The 15,793-nt window shown below is 41.3% G+C and carries 18 protein-coding genes; 12 read left to right on the top strand and 6 right to left on the bottom strand.

Features of this window, described 5'->3' with window-relative positions:
• Positions 1 to 18: 18 nt before the first annotated feature.
• Entirely contained in the window at positions 19 to 594 is a 576-nt protein-coding gene (locus NH454_RS09895; RefSeq protein WP_253038922.1) for a DJ-1/PfpI family protein, read from the top strand.
• Here the strand turns inward: NH454_RS09895 and NH454_RS09890 are convergent.
• Entirely contained in the window at positions 589 to 1,470 is an 882-nt protein-coding gene (locus NH454_RS09890; protein ID WP_135926637.1) for a LysR family transcriptional regulator, read from the bottom strand. The two genes, NH454_RS09895 and NH454_RS09890, sit on opposite strands and share 6 nt — an antisense overlap.
• 97 nt (positions 1,471 to 1,567) lie before the next feature.
• Between NH454_RS09890 and tmpT the strand changes: the two genes are divergently transcribed.
• The 4 genes from tmpT (at position 1,568) to NH454_RS09870 (ending at position 6,718) form a co-directional block, all read left to right on the top strand.
• The gene (gene tmpT, locus NH454_RS09885; protein ID WP_135926638.1) at positions 1,568 to 2,200 is read left to right on the top strand and encodes a thiopurine S-methyltransferase; all 633 of its coding nucleotides are present in this window, start codon (positions 1,568 to 1,570) and stop codon (positions 2,198 to 2,200) included.
• Positions 2,201 to 2,312: 112 nt separating this feature from the next.
• Positions 2,313 to 3,113, top strand: coding sequence for a class III extradiol ring-cleavage dioxygenase (locus NH454_RS09880; protein WP_253038920.1), 801 nt, complete (start codon positions 2,313 to 2,315; stop codon positions 3,111 to 3,113).
• A gap of 94 nt (positions 3,114 to 3,207) precedes the next feature.
• Positions 3,208 to 5,538: a DPP IV N-terminal domain-containing protein gene (locus tag NH454_RS09875; protein ID WP_253038918.1), complete on the top strand. Its 2,331-nt coding sequence runs from the start codon at positions 3,208 to 3,210 to the stop codon at positions 5,536 to 5,538.
• A gap of 298 nt (positions 5,539 to 5,836) precedes the next feature.
• Positions 5,837 to 6,718 carry an alpha/beta hydrolase-fold protein gene (locus tag NH454_RS09870; protein WP_138556523.1) on the top strand — a complete coding sequence of 294 codons (882 nt, stop codon included), beginning with the start codon at positions 5,837 to 5,839 and terminating at the stop codon, positions 6,716 to 6,718.
• 46 nt (positions 6,719 to 6,764) lie between these two features.
• On the opposite strand, the gene NH454_RS09865 is transcribed toward NH454_RS09870, so the two are convergent.
• Positions 6,765 to 7,775, bottom strand: a complete 1,011-nt coding sequence (locus NH454_RS09865; protein ID WP_253038917.1) for a prolyl oligopeptidase family serine peptidase — start codon at positions 7,773 to 7,775, stop codon at positions 6,765 to 6,767.
• Between the two features lie 70 nt (positions 7,776 to 7,845).
• On the bottom strand, positions 7,846 to 8,694 hold the full coding sequence (locus NH454_RS09860; RefSeq protein ID WP_253038916.1) for a LysR family transcriptional regulator: 849 nt from the start codon (positions 8,692 to 8,694) through the stop codon (positions 7,846 to 7,848).
• Between the two features lie 119 nt (positions 8,695 to 8,813).
• Here NH454_RS09860 and NH454_RS09855 point away from each other — a divergent pair, with 119 nt between their 5' ends.
• On the top strand, positions 8,814 to 9,476 hold the full coding sequence (locus NH454_RS09855) for an NAD(P)H-dependent oxidoreductase (RefSeq protein ID WP_253038915.1): 663 nt from the start codon (positions 8,814 to 8,816) through the stop codon (positions 9,474 to 9,476).
• 70 nt (positions 9,477 to 9,546) lie between these two features.
• Here NH454_RS09855 and NH454_RS09850 read toward each other — a convergent pair whose 3' ends face one another.
• Positions 9,547 to 10,005 carry a GyrI-like domain-containing protein gene (locus NH454_RS09850; RefSeq protein WP_135926644.1) on the bottom strand — a complete coding sequence of 153 codons (459 nt, stop codon included), beginning with the start codon at positions 10,003 to 10,005 and terminating at the stop codon, positions 9,547 to 9,549.
• 190 nt (positions 10,006 to 10,195) lie between these two features.
• On the opposite strand from NH454_RS09850, the gene NH454_RS09845 reads away from it, so the two are divergent.
• From NH454_RS09845 to NH454_RS09820, 6 genes are all read left to right on the top strand, one after another.
• Positions 10,196 to 10,822, top strand: coding sequence for a fused MFS/spermidine synthase (locus NH454_RS09845; RefSeq protein WP_135926645.1), 627 nt, complete (start codon positions 10,196 to 10,198; stop codon positions 10,820 to 10,822).
• A complete protein-coding gene (locus tag NH454_RS09840) occupies positions 10,807 to 11,697 on the top strand; it encodes a fused MFS/spermidine synthase (protein ID WP_253038909.1) in 891 nt (296 codons plus the stop codon). The genes NH454_RS09845 and NH454_RS09840 overlap by 16 nt, the downstream gene beginning before the upstream one ends.
• Positions 11,694 to 12,170, top strand: a complete 477-nt coding sequence (locus NH454_RS09835) for a TlpA disulfide reductase family protein (protein ID WP_199526137.1) — start codon at positions 11,694 to 11,696, stop codon at positions 12,168 to 12,170. Before NH454_RS09840 ends, NH454_RS09835 begins: the two co-directional genes overlap by 4 nt.
• Positions 12,171 to 12,305: 135 nt before the next feature.
• On the top strand, positions 12,306 to 12,782 hold the full coding sequence (locus NH454_RS09830; RefSeq protein ID WP_135926648.1) for a MarR family transcriptional regulator: 477 nt from the start codon (positions 12,306 to 12,308) through the stop codon (positions 12,780 to 12,782).
• Between the two features lie 4 nt (positions 12,783 to 12,786).
• Positions 12,787 to 13,848: an HlyD family secretion protein gene (locus tag NH454_RS09825; RefSeq protein WP_135926649.1), complete on the top strand. Its 1,062-nt coding sequence runs from the start codon at positions 12,787 to 12,789 to the stop codon at positions 13,846 to 13,848.
• A 13-nt stretch (positions 13,849 to 13,861) separates the two neighbouring features.
• Positions 13,862 to 14,896, top strand: coding sequence for a DUF2955 domain-containing protein (locus NH454_RS09820; RefSeq protein WP_253038907.1), 1,035 nt, complete (start codon positions 13,862 to 13,864; stop codon positions 14,894 to 14,896).
• A 20-nt stretch (positions 14,897 to 14,916) separates the two neighbouring features.
• On the opposite strand, the gene NH454_RS09815 is transcribed toward NH454_RS09820, so the two are convergent.
• Positions 14,917 to 15,234, bottom strand: coding sequence for a hypothetical protein (locus tag NH454_RS09815; protein ID WP_135926651.1), 318 nt, complete (start codon positions 15,232 to 15,234; stop codon positions 14,917 to 14,919).
• A 135-nt stretch (positions 15,235 to 15,369) separates the two neighbouring features.
• On the bottom strand, positions 15,370 to 15,783 hold the full coding sequence (arfB, locus tag NH454_RS09810; RefSeq protein WP_135926652.1) for an alternative ribosome rescue aminoacyl-tRNA hydrolase ArfB: 414 nt from the start codon (positions 15,781 to 15,783) through the stop codon (positions 15,370 to 15,372).
• Positions 15,784 to 15,793 lie beyond the last annotated feature (10 nt).

Here is a 15,793-nt window from a genome sequence, read left to right as displayed (position 1 = left end):
GTTATTAGGAACAATTGTATGAATATTGGAATTTACATTTATGATGATGCTGAAGTACTCGATTTCTCAGGCCCATTTGAGGTGTTTAGTACTGCCAGGCGTCTAGCGGATAATGACTGGCAAGTGAGTTTAATTGCTGAAAATGATAGGCCTGTACTTGCCCGCGGTGGTTATAGTGTAAACCCCCATTACAGCTTTGCTGACTGCCCTTTGCTTGATCTACTTGTTGTGGTTGGAGGTGATCATACACGAGAGCTAGAAAAAGCAGAGGTTATTGCTTGGTTAAAAAATACAGCCACTAACACCAAGCGTGTTGCGAGTGTTTGTACGGGGGCGTTTTTGCTTGCTAAAACGGGGCTTTTAAGTGGTAAAAATGTCACGACACATTGGCAAGATCAACCTGAGCTGGCTGCTATGTTTTCTGATCTAAACGTGATTGCAGATACTCGTTGGGTCACTGATGGTAAGTTTACCTGCTCAGGTGGTATTTCTGCTGGCATTGATATGAGCTTGGCTTTAGTCGCTGAGTTTATTAGCTACGAACACGCCTTGTTGACTGCCAAACAGATGGAATATCAATGGCAGACTTTATAATTTTTCAGCAATGTAGTCGGTTATAAACTGTTTTAAACAGGCAGCCTTTTTACTCAGTAAACGTGCGCTTGGCCAAATCGCATAAATGTCGCGGTTTTCGCCTCGCCAGTGTGGCAATACTTGAACTAGTTGCTGAGATTTTAATTCATCTATTACCTCAAACCGAGGTAACAAAGCGATACCTTGCTCATCACAAACTAAGTATTTTACAAATCCAGTGTCGTTAAAAGTGCTCGCAAATCGGCACATATGGTTATAAGTTGCATTCGTTTGTGTATTGGTCAACTGCCATTTACTTCTTAGTGTGGTGCCAATTAACCTATGCTGTTTTAAATCAGCTGGCTCTTCTAAGGCAGGTGCCGAATCAAGGTATGCTTTAGTGCTTACAAATAAAGTATCAACACTGCCTAACTTTTTTTGATGAAGCATAGAATCGGCCTGTGGCCCTACTCTTATCGCTATATCAGCTTGGCTTTTACTCAGATCCTCAAGTTGATTATTAAGTAGCAGCTCAAGTTGAATATCGGGGTACTGTTTAGTAAATGCGAGCCACATTGGCTTTAAGAAACCATGACTAATATTCAGAGGTGCTAAAACTTTAAGCTTTCCTGACAATTGTGCTTTTTGCTCATTAAGCTGGCGATGGGTTTGTTCAAATTGCTCAATTAATTCAACATAACTTTGAAAATACACCTCCCCTGCTTGCGTTAACGTGCATTGCCTTGCTGAGCGGTTTAATAGCTGCTCCCCTAGGCGTTGCTCAAGTCGTTGTAAGCGTCTTGATACTGTCGCGGTAGGTAGCGACAAACTTTCAGCTGCGCTACTCAGGCCTCCTTGTTTAACAATCTGTATGAATAGAGCGATATCGTCAATCATGTTCTCATTTATGCAATCATAGTTTGTTTATCTTGCTATTTTTATCACTTTTGTAATTAGTTATCATGTTTTTATTGAAACATTTTAGGAGCAACTAATGGACGCAACGCATTGGCATCAACGTTGGGAAAATAACGAAATAGGTTTTCACGAGGGAGACGTTAACCGTTATCTAGATCAGTATTTTACTAACTTAAATTTACAACAAGGCGATACTGTTTTTGTACCACTGTGCGGAAAAACTCACGACATTCATTATTTGCTAGCGCAAGGTATGCGTGTTGTAGGGGCTGAGCTTAGTGAAATTGCCATTAAGCAGTTATTTGATGAGTTAAAGCTAGAACCCGAAATTAGCCAACATGGCGAACTATTACGTTACCAAGGTGCAAATCTAACCGTTTGGGTAGGTGATATTTTTGCGCTTACCGCGAATGAACTTGGCACTATCAACGCGGTTTATGACCGTGCCGCTTTAGTTGCGCTGCCAAAGCCGATGCGTATTCGATATACCCAACATTTACTAGAGTTGACCAATAGGGCAAAGCAGTTAGTGGTGGTATTTGAGTATCAGCAAAGTGAGTTTTCGGGCCCGCCGTTTAGTGTGGTAGCCGATGAGCTACATCAGCACTACGATGCTTTTTATCAACTAACATTACTGTGTAAAGAGCCTCTCGAAGGTGGCTTAAGAGGGCAAGTCCCTGCCATGAACGTAGCTTGGAGTCTAAGTTAGTGCTTACAAACTAATGATGTGTAAATTCACACCCTAATTGTGCGTTTTTGTGGCTGGTTATTGTATCTCTGTGCGTGCACTATAGTGATAAGCGTATTTAAGGAGCACATTTATGCAAAAGCCACGCGTTTTCTTTGTTTCTCATGGCGGCGGTCCTATGCCTTTACTTGGCGATCCAAGTCATGCTGATATGGTTACTTGTTTGCAGTCTATTGCTGCAAAAATTCAAAAGCCGTCAGCTATTTTGATGGTGAGTGCGCATTGGGAAGCAAACCCTATTAGCATCACTTCGAGCGCTGCTCCAGAGCTAATTTATGATTACTATGGTTTTCCTGAGCCTGCTTACAGTATTGAGTACCCAAGCCCTGGCGAACCAGCCCTTGCCGAAAAAGTACATCAAGCATTGGCAAAGGCTAATATCGATAGCACTTTAAACCCATCTCGTGGCTTTGATCACGGTATGTATGTGCCTTTGAAGATTATGTATCCAGAAGCAGATATACCTTGTGTGCAATTGTCGTTACATCCAAGCCTTGAGCCAAGCTTACACCTAGCGATAGGTGAGGCTTTACAACAGCTTGATTACGATAATTTATTGATCATTGGTTCTGGCTTTACTTTTCATAATATGCGCGCATTTTTTACGCCTGAAACAGCTGAAATTAAAGCGCAAAATATGGCTTTTGAGCAATGGTTAGTCGATGTCTGTGGCAATACTGAGCTGAGTGAGCAGCAGCGACAAGCTAAGTTATTAGAGTGGCAAATGGCCCCTGCGGCGCGTTTTAGTCACCCTCGTGAAGAGCACTTATTGCCGTTACATGTTTGCTATGGTGCGGCGATGCGCCCTTGTAGTGATATCTACGAACTACGTATTGCCAACAAGCAAGCCAGTATGTTCTTGTGGGACGATTGAGTTTAAGTTCAACCCCCCTGATAACACGATAAAAGCTCAGATTTTATTCGTCTAATTTGGTACGCTAGGTAAGTTAAAACCTAGGAACAACAAAATGAACTTAATAAAAACATCAACCCTTGCGTTTGCTGTGGTTGCGGGTTTAGGTTTGCAAGCATGCTCAAGTACTGAGCAAGCGAGCACGCCATCAGCAACAGTGAACGCAACGGCTAATCCGCTCTCGCTTGAACAAATTTATAAAGAAAAAGACTTTAAAGCTGAGCGTAGCACCTATTTTACGTGGCTCGATGATGGTACTGGTTATACGGTACTTGAAGAGCGCGAAAGCGATAAAAACAACCAAGACGACAAAGCTAAAGACGATGAGCACGGCGTAAAAGGCAATGATATTGTGTTTTATAACGCCGATGGCACGGGTCGTAAGGTACTTGTTAGCTACGAAAAATTAATTCCCAAAGGTGATAAAGAGCCACTCACCGTTGAAAGCTACCAATGGTCTAAAGATGGTAAATGGCTGATGGTTTTTACCAATGGCGAGCAAGTGTGGCGCTCACGTAGCCGTGGTGATTTTTGGCTTTTAAACCTCGAAACTGATTCGCTATATCAGTTAGGTGGTGAAAACATCGAAGCGAAAAAGCTGATGTTTGCTAAGTTCTCACCTGATAGCTCGAAAGTAGCTTACGTGCGTGATAACAACATCTACATGGAAAAAGTCGGCAGCAAGGCTGTGACTGCTTTAACCACTGACGGTAACGACACCATTGTTAATGGTAATTTTGACTGGGTTTACGAAGAAGAATTTACCATTCGTGATGGTTTCCGCTGGAGTCCAGACAACAAATCAATTGCCTATTGGCAGCTTGATACTAGTGGCGTGAAATACTTCACCATGATCAATAACACTGATGATCTCTACCCTACCCTTAAAGAATTTCCGTATCCAAAAGCCGGCGAGATGAACTCTGCGGTTAAAGTGGGTGTGGTTAGTCTTAGCGACAAGAAAACCCGTTGGGCTGAACTAGGTGGCGATAATCGCGATCGTTATATCCCACGTATTAGCTGGGCAGGTACTGGTGAATCTTTGATGATCCAAGATCTTAACCGCCCGCAAAGCCACAACAAGGTTTGGTTATTCGACTGGCAAAAACAACAGCTGACTAAAATTCTTGAAGATAAAGACGATGCCTTTATTGAGTGGTTTTATAAAGCAAACTGGTCAAAAGACGGTAAGTTCTTTATTTGGCACAGTGAGCGTGATGGTTGGCGTCATCTATACCGTGTATCTCGCGATGGTAAAACGGTTGTTGATTTAACACCGGGCGAGTACGACATCATTGATATGCTAGCGCTCAACGAAGATAAAAACGTTATGTACTTTACTGCATCACCGGATGATCCAGGCCAACGTTATTTATTCCGTACCTCGCTTGATGGCAGCTCTAAACCGGTGCGCGTAACGCCTGAGTCATTTGATGGTTCAAACAGCTATTACATGTCTAAAGACACCTCTTGGGCGATGCATACCTTCTCTAAGTTTGGCACCCCACCAATGAAAGAGATCATCAAAGTAAGCGATCACAGTAATGTGAAAACCTTAGTTGAGAACAAAGCATTAAAAGAGAAATTAGCGACTGAACAATTACCGACTCACGAGTTCTTTAAAGTTAATGCCCGTGATGGTGTTGAGCTTGATGGCTACATCATGTTCCCAGCTAATATGGATAAAAGCAAAAAATACCCAATCGTCTTTTATGTTTACGGTGAGCCATGGGGCTCAACAGTTCAAGACCGCTGGGAAGGCGACAGTTACTTATACAAGTCGTATTTAACTCAGCAAGGCTTTATTGTTGCCTCTGTTGATAACCGCGGCACGCGCGCACCAAAAGGCAGAGATTGGCGTAAGTCTATCTACAAAAAAATAGGCTCTATTACCGTGCGTGACCAAGTTGACGCCCTTGATGCAATGGCAAAACGTTGGGATGTCATTGATACCGACCGTGTTGGTGTATGGGGTCACTCAGGTGGCGGTAGTTCAACACTTAATTTGTTATTCCGCCATGGTGAAAAATATAAAGTGGGTATTGCCTCAGCACCAGTGCCTGATATTCGCTTGTACGATACCATCTATCAAGAGCGCTATGCGGGGAACCCAAATACCGATCCTGAAAGTTACGACAACACCTCTCCGCTCACCTTTGCAAAAGACCTGCAAGGTAAGTTGCTACTCATCCACGGTACCGGAGATGATAACGTACACTACCAAGGTTCAGAGCGTTTAATTAACGAATTAGTTAAGCACAATAAACAGTTCGAGTTTTTCTCTTACCCGAACCGTTCTCACAGTCTACGTGAAGGTGATGGCACTACCCTGCACTATCACACTATGATGGCTAACTTCTTCGAAAAGCATCTACTCAATAAGTAAATATGCTTTAGTTAAAAACCGCAGCTTAGACGTTAAGCTGCGGTTTTTTTATGCAAACTGTAAACCCCCGTTACACAAAGAAAGCGATTAGATGAAAACTATCAAATGTTTGAAGCAAATTATCAGTGCTGGCAATGGCGGCTGCGAGCTATTGGATTATCGAGCGAAGTGTGTAATGAATATCTTGTATCACAGTTAAGTCGGTGAAAGAGGCTAACTAATACCCTGTTACAATTGTCTTATTAACTAATATTTATAATTGAAGTAGTGTCATTAAGTTATTGATTAAGGATACAAAATGGCATTACTAAAATTTAGATTTCAGTATCTAGCTTGGCTTATTACATTTGTTTTGTTAGCTACAGGCTTGTATATCGCGATGAAATACCAACAGCACTATAGTTCACGCTTTATTGATATAGATATCAAGTCGAATGCGCTTTCAGAAATGCGCCGAGTTTTCATTCGCTTGCCCAAAAACTACAACCCTAACAAAGCTTATCCGCTCATAATTAAAACTGACGGCAATTTTAACCTTGATACTTGGGATGACGCTTTAAGTTTTCTTGAAAGCACTGATGACAAGCATGAGGTTATTCTCGTGGCCATCCCGAACCTGTTTTGGCATGACACACGAAATCGTGATTTAGTGCCACCTTACGCCCGTAAGGATGTGGCGATAGAAGGTCGCCCAATTAATCAAAATCAACGAGAAATATTTGGTAAAGCTGATGTGTTTTTAAAGTTTATTGAAACAGAGCTAATACCCTATTTAGAGGGAGAGTACCGTATTAGCGGGGAGCGCACATTAACAGGTTTTTCGGCGGGAGGTAGCTTTGTGTTATATACCATGGTTACTAAACCAGAGTTATTTAATGCATACTTTGCTTTTAGCCCTGCGGCTTGGTATGACGATAATGTTGTCGTAAAACAGTTCAGTAAAAGCTTACCTAATACAGCAGGCAGCACTCACTATTTTTATGTCACATTAGGTGGTGATGAGAATCCAATCATAACCGGTGCATTTAATGGCTTAGTGAATGCTCTTCAAAAGCATGCACCAAACGACCTTACCTGGCAGCACCACATCAACAAAGGAGCTGACCATGAACAAAACGCAGAGCAATCCGTTCGCAGTGCGCTAGATGGGGCGTTTAATCATTTTGATATGGCTAAGTAATGATTAAACAGGGCCTTGTTTGGCCCTTTTTAGTTTCAAAACAAAGTTACAAATAGCTGTTAAACCAATCAACTAGCTCTGTTTCCAGTTGTTCTTTATGGTCCATTAAAAAGTGGTTGTCACCGTCATACACCACGAGTTTATGGGGTATATGATGCGCTTCTAGCGCTTTGGCAAATTGAATTGAGTTCTCGACCGATACTCGTTTATCGTCACTGCCATGAATAAGTAATATGGGCACTTTAGGCGATAGCTTATCAACCCAGTTCATAACAGAGCGTGCTTCAAGCTCTGCTTGTTTGTTTTCTTTATAATTGGGGATACGGCGCACATACACGTTTTTTTCCATGTTAGGTCTAAACGTAAGCTCTTTGACTAAATCGGTCGGCCCCGCAATGGTTGCAATGGCTTTAATCTTGTTTGTGTGTTGCATCGCAAGGTGGGTTTGCATGCCGCCTCTACTTACTCCTAACATGCCAATGCGGTTTTTATCTGCACTTGCTATGTGCGGAATAAAATCAATAAGCGCAAGTACGTCATTAACATCTTTGCCACCAAACTCATCTAAATCATCATTTTTAGTTAATGTACCGCGGTATTGGCTGCCGATAACCACAAAGCCTTGCTCCGCTAAAGGAAATAAATTGCGCATCATTGCAGCAAAATAAACATTGCCAAAATTACCGTTACCGCCGCGGTTATAAATTAATACTGGGAGCTTATTCTTGGTGACTTTAGGTTTGATGATATATCCAAGCACCTCAACATTATCGACCTGATATTTAAAAATATGGCAGGTTAAATTCGCTTTAAAGTTATCGAACATACTTTGTGGAAAGATTTCTTCAAAGGCTTTTATGCGCTTTAAGTATGCTTCTTCGTTTTTAGCTTTGCGTTTATTCTTTTGCGCTATAAATTGGTGCCACGAATCATAGTCAGCAAAGATGCCTGTGAAGCAGTCTGTTTCTTTTGTGACGCGTTCATTGTCGATAATTTTCGCTGCGCTAGTAGAAAAAACAGCGAGAGATAAGCTGGCAAAGAGTAGTAATTTATACACAACAACATCCTTATTGGTGACTAAAAGTAACAAAACCACAGTAACTTAAATGATGGTTATTTGTACATCATTAATTCAGTAAGCGCTCAAGCCATTCAATCACAACGTTATGTGTTGCTGTTTCGAAGCGAGATTTTTCGGGAATGTAGTAACACAGTTTTGATTCAACATCTTGGCTATTAAACGATGTTAGTAACCCTGCATCTAGGTAAGGTTGCACTAAGGTTTTTGAGCAAAACACCACACCTTTATTGGCTAGCACCTGATTTATACCAAACAGTTCTTGATCGAATGTTTTTACCTTGAAACATGAATCACTTAGGTTATTTACTTTGAGCCACTGCGTTAATGGTGGGGCTGGTAGGGCATTATTTTTCCATTGGCTGGTGTATAAAGTAACCTGTTTATCAAGCCAAGGGGCGCTTTGTTGCGCGTTTGCCGCAAACATATCAAAGCGCTCATATTTGATGATATCTGCTTTGTTTACTTCCTCACTATTTCCTAGCCTAACAGGCAAGGTATGCAGTTGCTTATCTAAAGTTTCACTGGTTGATATATCAAGCTGTAAATGCGGTTTTTCGTTATTTAGCTCTTCTAAAGCGGGTATTAATCTTAGGGCTGCTAGAGATGATGTTGTGGTGATGCGTACTTGGTTATGTGCTTGGCTCAATTGTTCAATTGCCGCAAAAATAAGCTTAAAGCCGCTAGTTGTGTTTTGGCTTAGGTACTCGCCTGATGGAGTTAAGGTAATCTTTCTCACTTCGCGATGAAATAAGTCAGTATTTAAGCGGCTTTCTAGGTTCGCAATGTGGTGCGATACCGCTGTAGGCGTAATCGCAAGTTCAGCGGCGGCTGCTTTAAAGCTACCTAATCGTGCAGCTGACTCAAAGGCTTTTAAAGCTTGTAATGATATATGCATAGTTGAACCCGTCTAAATTTATAGATGAGTATAACTTACTTATGGTGAATTATAACTCGTTTGTTAAATGGCCCTCATTTAATGATGATACCAACACATTAACTAATGAGGTATTTACTATGACTACTCTGCTACACATTGATGCTAGTGTGCGTTCAGCTAAAAATGCAAACCCTAACCACGACTCAATCTCTAAAAATATTGCTAAACAATTTGTAAATCATTTACAGAAATACAACGCTATAGCTGAGTATATTTACCGTGATGTTGGGATGAATCCACCTTCATTTATTAACCAATCTTGGATTGCTGCTGTGTTTACGCCAGCCAACAAGTTAACGCTAGAGCAAAAAGAAGTACTGGCCGAATCTGATGAATTGATAAATGAGTTGATTAAGGCTGATACCATAGTGATATCAACGCCTATGTATAACTATGGCATGCCTGCGCAATTAAAAGCATGGTTTGATCAAATCGTTAGGATCAATAAAACGTTTGATTTTGACTTGCAGCGGGGGGATTTCCCTTTGCAACCCTTGTTAACTGGTAAACGTTTGCTGGTTATTACCTCAACGGGTGAGTTTGGCTTTGAGGCCGGTGGTATACGCGAGAGTATGAGCCATTTAGTGCCGCACATTAAAACCTTGAGTAAGTATTTAGGTGTTCAGCATATTGATGAAATAGCCTGTGAGTATCAAGAATTTAACGACCAAAGACACCAACGCTCTTTGACTAATGCTTATGCTAAAGCAGAACAATTAGCGCTGAGATACGCCAATTAAGCAAACAACAAAGCCGCAATAAGCGGCTTTATTTTGTAATGGGGCTTTACACTAAAAATAGGGTTTAGTGTTATTCAACCGAAATGAATACTTCAACTTCTTCACTGCTTTTATAAAACTCAAAGTCAGTTTTATATGCTCGAATATGCGGGCACTGTTCATTACTAAAGTACTGCCAAACTTGACCCCAAACATCGATAACGGTTTGTGGCATTGCACCTTTGCCGCTAAAGCGAAGGTAGTTACCTGTGGCGAGTGTCGTTTGTTCTATCTCTGGCAAAGTGACTTGCAGGTCAGTACAAGCAAATACATCAAACTCCCCTGTGACATCTGATTCATAATGAGTGTACACGCCATAAACTTGGCTAGATGGCGCTAATTTGGGCGCTATGTCTGTGTAAAACTGCTGCCATAAGCCTGCAATTTTGGCACCTTCACCGCTCAATTCGTTTATATTGCTGGTGCGAACTTTGAGGCCAAATAAGGTCGTAGGGTTGTCGATATTGATGTGTGTTACTTGCTGATCCATTGCATTTATCCTTGCTTATTTGTTCCCGTTAAAATACCAGAGCATATGTGCTTTAACCTAGCCTTTTTTACTATTTAATTCATTAGCTATCATTTTGTAAACGGCCTTTACAGCTTAAAAAACAGTCATGGCATCCTTAACTGCATCAGGTTAAGATGGGTAAAATAACAACAAAATCAGCGGGTGTTTAATGAATAAAATCAATGCGCTTATCTACTTTCTAGCCTTTAGTAGCGGCTTTTGTATTATGGGAATTGAGCTTTTAGGCGGGCGAATTTTAGCGCCTTACTTTGGTAGTAGTGTGCATATATGGGGCAGTATTATCACTGTATTTATGCTGAGCTTATCAATCGGTTATTTGCTTGGCGGCAAGCTCTCTACTCGCAATCCTTCGTTAACTAAATACGGTCTTATTTTCTTTGTTGCGAGCATTATGGTGGTGCCGATTGTACTATTTGCCGAGCCAATTATGACCTTTATTTTCACTCATGTTGAAGACAGCCGTTATGGCTCGTTACTGGCATCAACGGCGTTGTTTTTTATCCCTACAACAATACTGGGCATGATCTCTCCTTATTCAGTGCGATTATTGGTTACCGATCATGAAAAAAGTGGTCAGGTTGCCGGTGGTTTGTATTTTGTAAGCACCCTAGGAAGCGCTCTTGGCACGATTATTACCTCTTTTTATATGGTGCTAGCTTTTGATGTTAACGACATTATTAAAACCTTTGCAGCGGTACTAGGCGCGCTTGGTTTGCTTGCAATTGCTGTTAGTCAAATAAAAACAAAGGAGCGTACTGTATGTTTAGAGTCTTAATACTTTGTTTGCTCATAGCGCCGCCCTTTAGCGGGTTGGCTGAAGTAATCCATAAAGAGCGCTCGCTTTATCGCAATATCTTAGTTGAGAAGTCTGGCGACTTACTGTGTTTAAAATTCAACGAAAAAACTCGTAAAAGTACGCAAAGTTGTATGTATAAAAGTAAGCCTAAAAAGCTGGTGTTTAATTACACCAAAATGACCTTTGCAAGCCTACTATTTATTGATAACCCGCAGAATGTATTGATCATTGGTTTGGGAGGTGGCTCACTCTCTAATACTATACATGAGCTTTATCCTGAAGCGAGTATCGAAAATGTCGAAATTGACCCTGCAGTAATAAAAGTCGCCCGTGATTATTTTAGTTTTGTAGAAACCGACAATGTGACATCTAAAGTGCAAGATGGGCGTATTTTTATCAAACGCGCTGCACTTAAAAAGCAAAAGTACGATTGGATAATTCTTGATGCCTTTAATGGCGATTATATCCCTGAGCACCTTCTCACTAAGGAATTTTTTGCAGAAGTAAAAAGTATACTGGCTGATGGCGGCATTGTTGCAGCAAATACTTTTTCATCGAGTAAATTGTACCAGCATGAGTCGGCAACTTACTTTGATGTGTTTGGTGACTTTGTTAATGTTGTGACCGATGAAAACTCTAATCGCATTATTTTGGCAGGCTTCGAGACTATGCCTAGCCAGCAACAATTAGCCGAGCGCGCCAATAAACTCGCAAATAAGTTAACCCCTTACGATGTTGATTTGCAGTTACTGCGTGAACATTTGTTTTATACTAAGGGTAATCAAGATTGGCCCGCGGATACCAAGGTACTCACTGACCAATATTCACCTGCGAACTTGTTAAATTATCAATGATCAAACACATCTTAATTGCACTTCTTTTATTAACGGGCTCTGCAGCTATGGCAGAGCAATCTTCTACTGCTCCTTTAACTGCAAGTCAGCAGCAATTGTCTAAACTACTGAGCCAATATAAAGGGAAAGTTGTGTTACTCGATTTTTGGGCATCTTGGTGTAGTCCATGTCGACGGTCGTTTCCTTGGTTTATAGCGATGCAGAACAAGTATCAACAGCAAGGGCTTGAAGTGATAGCTGTAAATATTGATGTTGAGCGCAGTGATGCCGATGCGTTTTTAGCTGAGTTTGCAGTGAACTTTACTATTATTTACGACCCTGATGCTGTTATTGGCAGGCAATACCAACTTAAAGGAATGCCTAGTAGTTTTTTAATCGATAAAGAGGGCTTAGTACGGTTCCAACATACAGGATTTGTTGCTGATAAATTAGACCTCTATGAAAGTCATATCAAAGAGTTAATTGCAAAATAGTATTGTTCTTCGCATAACTTTTGCGGTTGTTCGCTTTTATCGAACATAGCTATCTGTTTTATTAATTGCATCAACATTTACTTAGCATGCTAACTACATTAAAATAGTTAGCATGCTAAGTAAATGGAGCGCATTATGTCTTCCACTCCCCCTTTTCACGAAACTCTTGATTTAACACTGTGCGGCAGTATGGGCCGTGTGCATCGTTTATGTCGCGATGCTGTAACCTTGGCGGTCGAGCCTTTGGGTCTTACTCAATCTCGTTGGACCGCGATGATGCATCTGTTTCATCTAAACCAAGGTTGCACCCAACAAGAGTTGGCAAATAGCTTGGGCATTGAAATGCCATCGTTAACTCGCACTATTAAGCAGCTTGAGCAACAAGAGATTATTGCTCGCAAAGCTGATGCAGACGATAAACGCAGTAAACGTCTGTACTTCACACAGCAAGGTCTACAATTGTTAGACACATTACAGGTGATTATCGCTGATGTGAAAGAGCACCTTTATGCTGACTTAACCACAGAGCAACTCGATACGATGGCGCATGGTTTAATTCAGATGGAGCAAAATGCCCGTCAGTGTATCCGTCATTATTCAGGAGATAAGTAACCTTATGACACCAGATCAAAAGTTTGCCCGTTACGTAAAAATCTCTTTAGCGGGTTTTATTGTTTTATTTTTATATTTTGTGATTGCCGATCTGTACATGCCTGTCACACCGCAGGCCCGTGTTTATCACCCTGTTGTGCAAGTGACCCCGCAAGTAAGTGGGCGCGTGACTGACGTATTAGTCACCAACAATCAAGCTGTCGAAAAGCAGCAAGCCTTGTTTAAGATTAACGACGAGCCTTTTAAGCTTGCCGTTCAGCAGGCAGAACTCGCTTATGATGATGCGAAACTACAAAACCAACGTTTAGATAGCAGTGTTAAGGCAATAGAAGCTCAGCTTGCGGCTGCACAGGCAAAACTGCATGAACAAACGCTTTTATTTGAGCGCGGTGAGTCGTTATTGAAAAAGCGCTCTATTTCGGAGCAAGAGTACGAAACAATCAATGCGAACTACCAATCAAGCAAGGCAAATGTGGCTGCGATTGAAGCCCAGCTTAGCGAGGCCAAATTAGCACGCGGTAAAATAGGTGATGATAATTTAGCGCTTCGCCATGCCCAAAACCAGCTTGAGCAAGCGAAACTAAACCTGTCGTATACCACAGTGACAGCCGATACCGACGGTAAAACAGCCAACCTACAAGTAACACCGGGTACCTATGCAAATAAGGGCCAGCCGCTAATGGCGATTGTTGCTAATAAAGCTGATTTAGTGGCAGATTTTCGTGAAAAGTCTTTGGTTCATGTAGAAATTGGTAGCACTGCAAAAGTAAGCTTTGATGCGCTACCGGGCAAAGTGTTTACGGGCAAAATTATTAGCTTTGAAGCAGGTGTAAGTGATGGTCAGCTTAATGCAAACGGTTTGCTCAGTGCTACTGAAAGTAGTAATCGTTGGGTACGTGATGCACAGCGCCAACGTATTCATATCCAACTAGATGAACACCAGATGTTAGCTAAATTTCCAAGTGGTGCGCGTGCAACTGTTCAGCTTTTGCCTGACTCAAGCATAGGCAGCTGGTTTGCGAGCATGCAAATTCGCTTCATCAGTGTTCTGCACTTTATTTACTAAGGCAGGGTAAGTTATGTCAGTATTGCAACTCGATGGTAATGGTTTGCGCCAAGCGCTTCGCATTGCCACGGGCTCAGCATTAGGGTTTGCACTGGCAAAATTGATGAACTGGCCTAATGGCATCTTTTTTACAGTTTACCCTATGTTATTGCTCGGTTTAGTACCCGTGCTTAACATGCATATTATTCGTCAGTTTTACGCAGGCGCGGTGTTTAGTGCACTGTTTGTACTAGTTGTGCAAGGTCTATTTGCACACCTGCCTGTTGTTATGACGATGATGAGCTTTATCGCATTTGCTTTTTTGTTTTATCAAATGAGCCGTGGCGCTAACTTTTTATTTGGTGCCACAACGGTGGTGAGTTTGTCTATTCAATTGCATTTTTCGACTTACACCGGTGGTGGGGTAAGTATTTATCCGTTGATCATTAGCAATGCCGTTGCTGTTGTGGTTACTGTGGTGTTCTCGATGCTAATGCATGGTTTATTTCCTGATGTTGCACCACGCCAAGGTCGGGTTATGCCAGAAAAAGCAAAAGAAAGTGTGCGTCATGAAGTATTACTTTGTTCAACCGTAGCAACCTTGTCATTTGTTGTATTTCAGGTATTTGACTTACAAGATTCAATCTCAGCTCAAGCAGCGTCGGTACTGATTTTGTTTTCGTTATGCTGGAAAGCGGCAGGTATGGCTGCATGGCAACGTGCGATAGGTACATTGATTGGATGTAACTTAGCGTTAGTGGCACAGTTATTTTTGTATAACCATACCGATATTTTGATATTTCCGGCGTTAATTTTATGGATTTTGACTTTTATTTTTAGTCGTTATCACATAATTGGTGGCGGTATTCCGGGTGTTGGTTTTGGTATTATCACCACATTTGGCATTTTGTTTGGTCAATCATTAGGGCCGGGCCAAGATCTGGTATACAGCGCGTTATATCGATTTTCGTCGGTGTCAGTGGCAATTTTAGTAAGTCTTTGTGCGGTCTATGTAATGCATCACTTACTTAATCGTTTTGAGGTAACTCGCCACCATACATTTGACTAGTATATCATTAAAAAAGAGAGCTAATTGGAGCTCTCTTTTTTCTGATTATTTTCAATAATAGTCGGTAACGATTTTAGTAGGTTTTCTTGTTTGTTAACGACGCTCTCTACACATGTTTTTGAAGCGACATCAGCGACCCATGCCCCCCATTGTGAACTACCTGGCTCTTCACCTGGCGTTGCCCACCATCTAGCTTTGTAAAGAATTTCATTGTAGCAAGTTTCACTTCCTTGCGGGTAAGCGCTTCCGGCTTGCCAAGAATCAACAGCGTGGCTGGTGATTGGCAGCGCTGACAGCGTTATCATTAACGACGCAACAATGTGTGTTTTGAGACCCATCAGCGGCTCCTTGCAAATAAGTGAGATAGTATGAATATTATAGTATTAGTGGAGTTAACCATCAATTAACTTTGTTAACACGTTACACTTCTTTACAGTTTTGTTTGCTTTTTGAGCGGTCTGTTAACAATAAAGTTATATATCGATGTTTTTCCTTAATGCTTTTGTTTGTCCCCTTTTTGTTTTGCTATCCATGCGTTTTCGCTGAGAACTTTTGGTGGGTTTTGTAGCCCTTCGCTTTTTTTGTACTTGAGTAGCACTGATGATCAATTCTTTTAATCGATTAAGTGCATCTTCTTTATTTAATTCTTGAGTTCGATGTGTTTGCGACTTAATGACTATAACGCCTTCTTTGGTGATTCGAGAGTCATTTAAATTAAGTAAACGTTGTTTATAAAAGTCAGGTAGCTTAGAGCGTTTTATATCAAACCGTAAATGAATAGCACTGGCAACTTTATTGACATTTTGTCCGCCCGCACCCTGTGAGCGAATTGCGCTAAAGTCGAGCTCCCATTCATCGATAGTGACAGTATTAGAAATAATTAACATCAGGTTCAGT

Origin of the sequence: Pseudoalteromonas sp. Ps84H-4 (genome assembly GCF_024124645.1) — a bacterium.
In the GTDB taxonomy this organism is placed as follows: domain Bacteria; phylum Pseudomonadota; class Gammaproteobacteria; order Enterobacterales; family Alteromonadaceae; genus Pseudoalteromonas; species Pseudoalteromonas lipolytica_C.
This window is presented reverse-complemented; position numbering and strand designations above follow the sequence as displayed.

Excerpts from the sequence above, each read along its gene's own strand:
- NH454_RS09895 (WP_253038922.1), top strand. The coding sequence starts at position 19 with ATGAATATTGGAATTTACATTTATGATGATGCTGAAGTACTCGATTTC.
- NH454_RS09890 (WP_135926637.1), bottom strand. The coding sequence starts at position 1,470 with ATGATTGACGATATCGCTCTATTCATACAGATTGTTAAACAAGGAGGC.
- tmpT (WP_135926638.1), top strand. The coding sequence starts at position 1,568 with ATGGACGCAACGCATTGGCATCAACGTTGGGAAAATAACGAAATAGGT.
- NH454_RS09880 (WP_253038920.1), top strand. The coding sequence starts at position 2,313 with ATGCAAAAGCCACGCGTTTTCTTTGTTTCTCATGGCGGCGGTCCTATG.
- NH454_RS09875 (WP_253038918.1), top strand. The coding sequence starts at position 3,208 with ATGAACTTAATAAAAACATCAACCCTTGCGTTTGCTGTGGTTGCGGGT.
- NH454_RS09870 (WP_138556523.1), top strand. The coding sequence starts at position 5,837 with ATGGCATTACTAAAATTTAGATTTCAGTATCTAGCTTGGCTTATTACA.
- NH454_RS09860 (WP_253038916.1), bottom strand. The coding sequence starts at position 8,694 with ATGCATATATCATTACAAGCTTTAAAAGCCTTTGAGTCAGCTGCACGA.
- NH454_RS09855 (WP_253038915.1), top strand. The coding sequence starts at position 8,814 with ATGACTACTCTGCTACACATTGATGCTAGTGTGCGTTCAGCTAAAAAT.
- NH454_RS09850 (WP_135926644.1), bottom strand. The coding sequence starts at position 10,005 with ATGGATCAGCAAGTAACACACATCAATATCGACAACCCTACGACCTTA.
- NH454_RS09845 (WP_135926645.1), top strand. The coding sequence starts at position 10,196 with ATGAATAAAATCAATGCGCTTATCTACTTTCTAGCCTTTAGTAGCGGC.
- NH454_RS09840 (WP_253038909.1), top strand. The coding sequence starts at position 10,807 with ATGTTTAGAGTCTTAATACTTTGTTTGCTCATAGCGCCGCCCTTTAGC.
- NH454_RS09835 (WP_199526137.1), top strand. The coding sequence starts at position 11,694 with ATGATCAAACACATCTTAATTGCACTTCTTTTATTAACGGGCTCTGCA.
- NH454_RS09830 (WP_135926648.1), top strand. The coding sequence starts at position 12,306 with ATGTCTTCCACTCCCCCTTTTCACGAAACTCTTGATTTAACACTGTGC.
- NH454_RS09825 (WP_135926649.1), top strand. The coding sequence starts at position 12,787 with ATGACACCAGATCAAAAGTTTGCCCGTTACGTAAAAATCTCTTTAGCG.
- NH454_RS09820 (WP_253038907.1), top strand. The coding sequence starts at position 13,862 with ATGTCAGTATTGCAACTCGATGGTAATGGTTTGCGCCAAGCGCTTCGC.
- NH454_RS09815 (WP_135926651.1), bottom strand. The coding sequence starts at position 15,234 with ATGGGTCTCAAAACACACATTGTTGCGTCGTTAATGATAACGCTGTCA.
- arfB (WP_135926652.1), bottom strand. The coding sequence starts at position 15,783 with ATGTTAATTATTTCTAATACTGTCACTATCGATGAATGGGAGCTCGAC.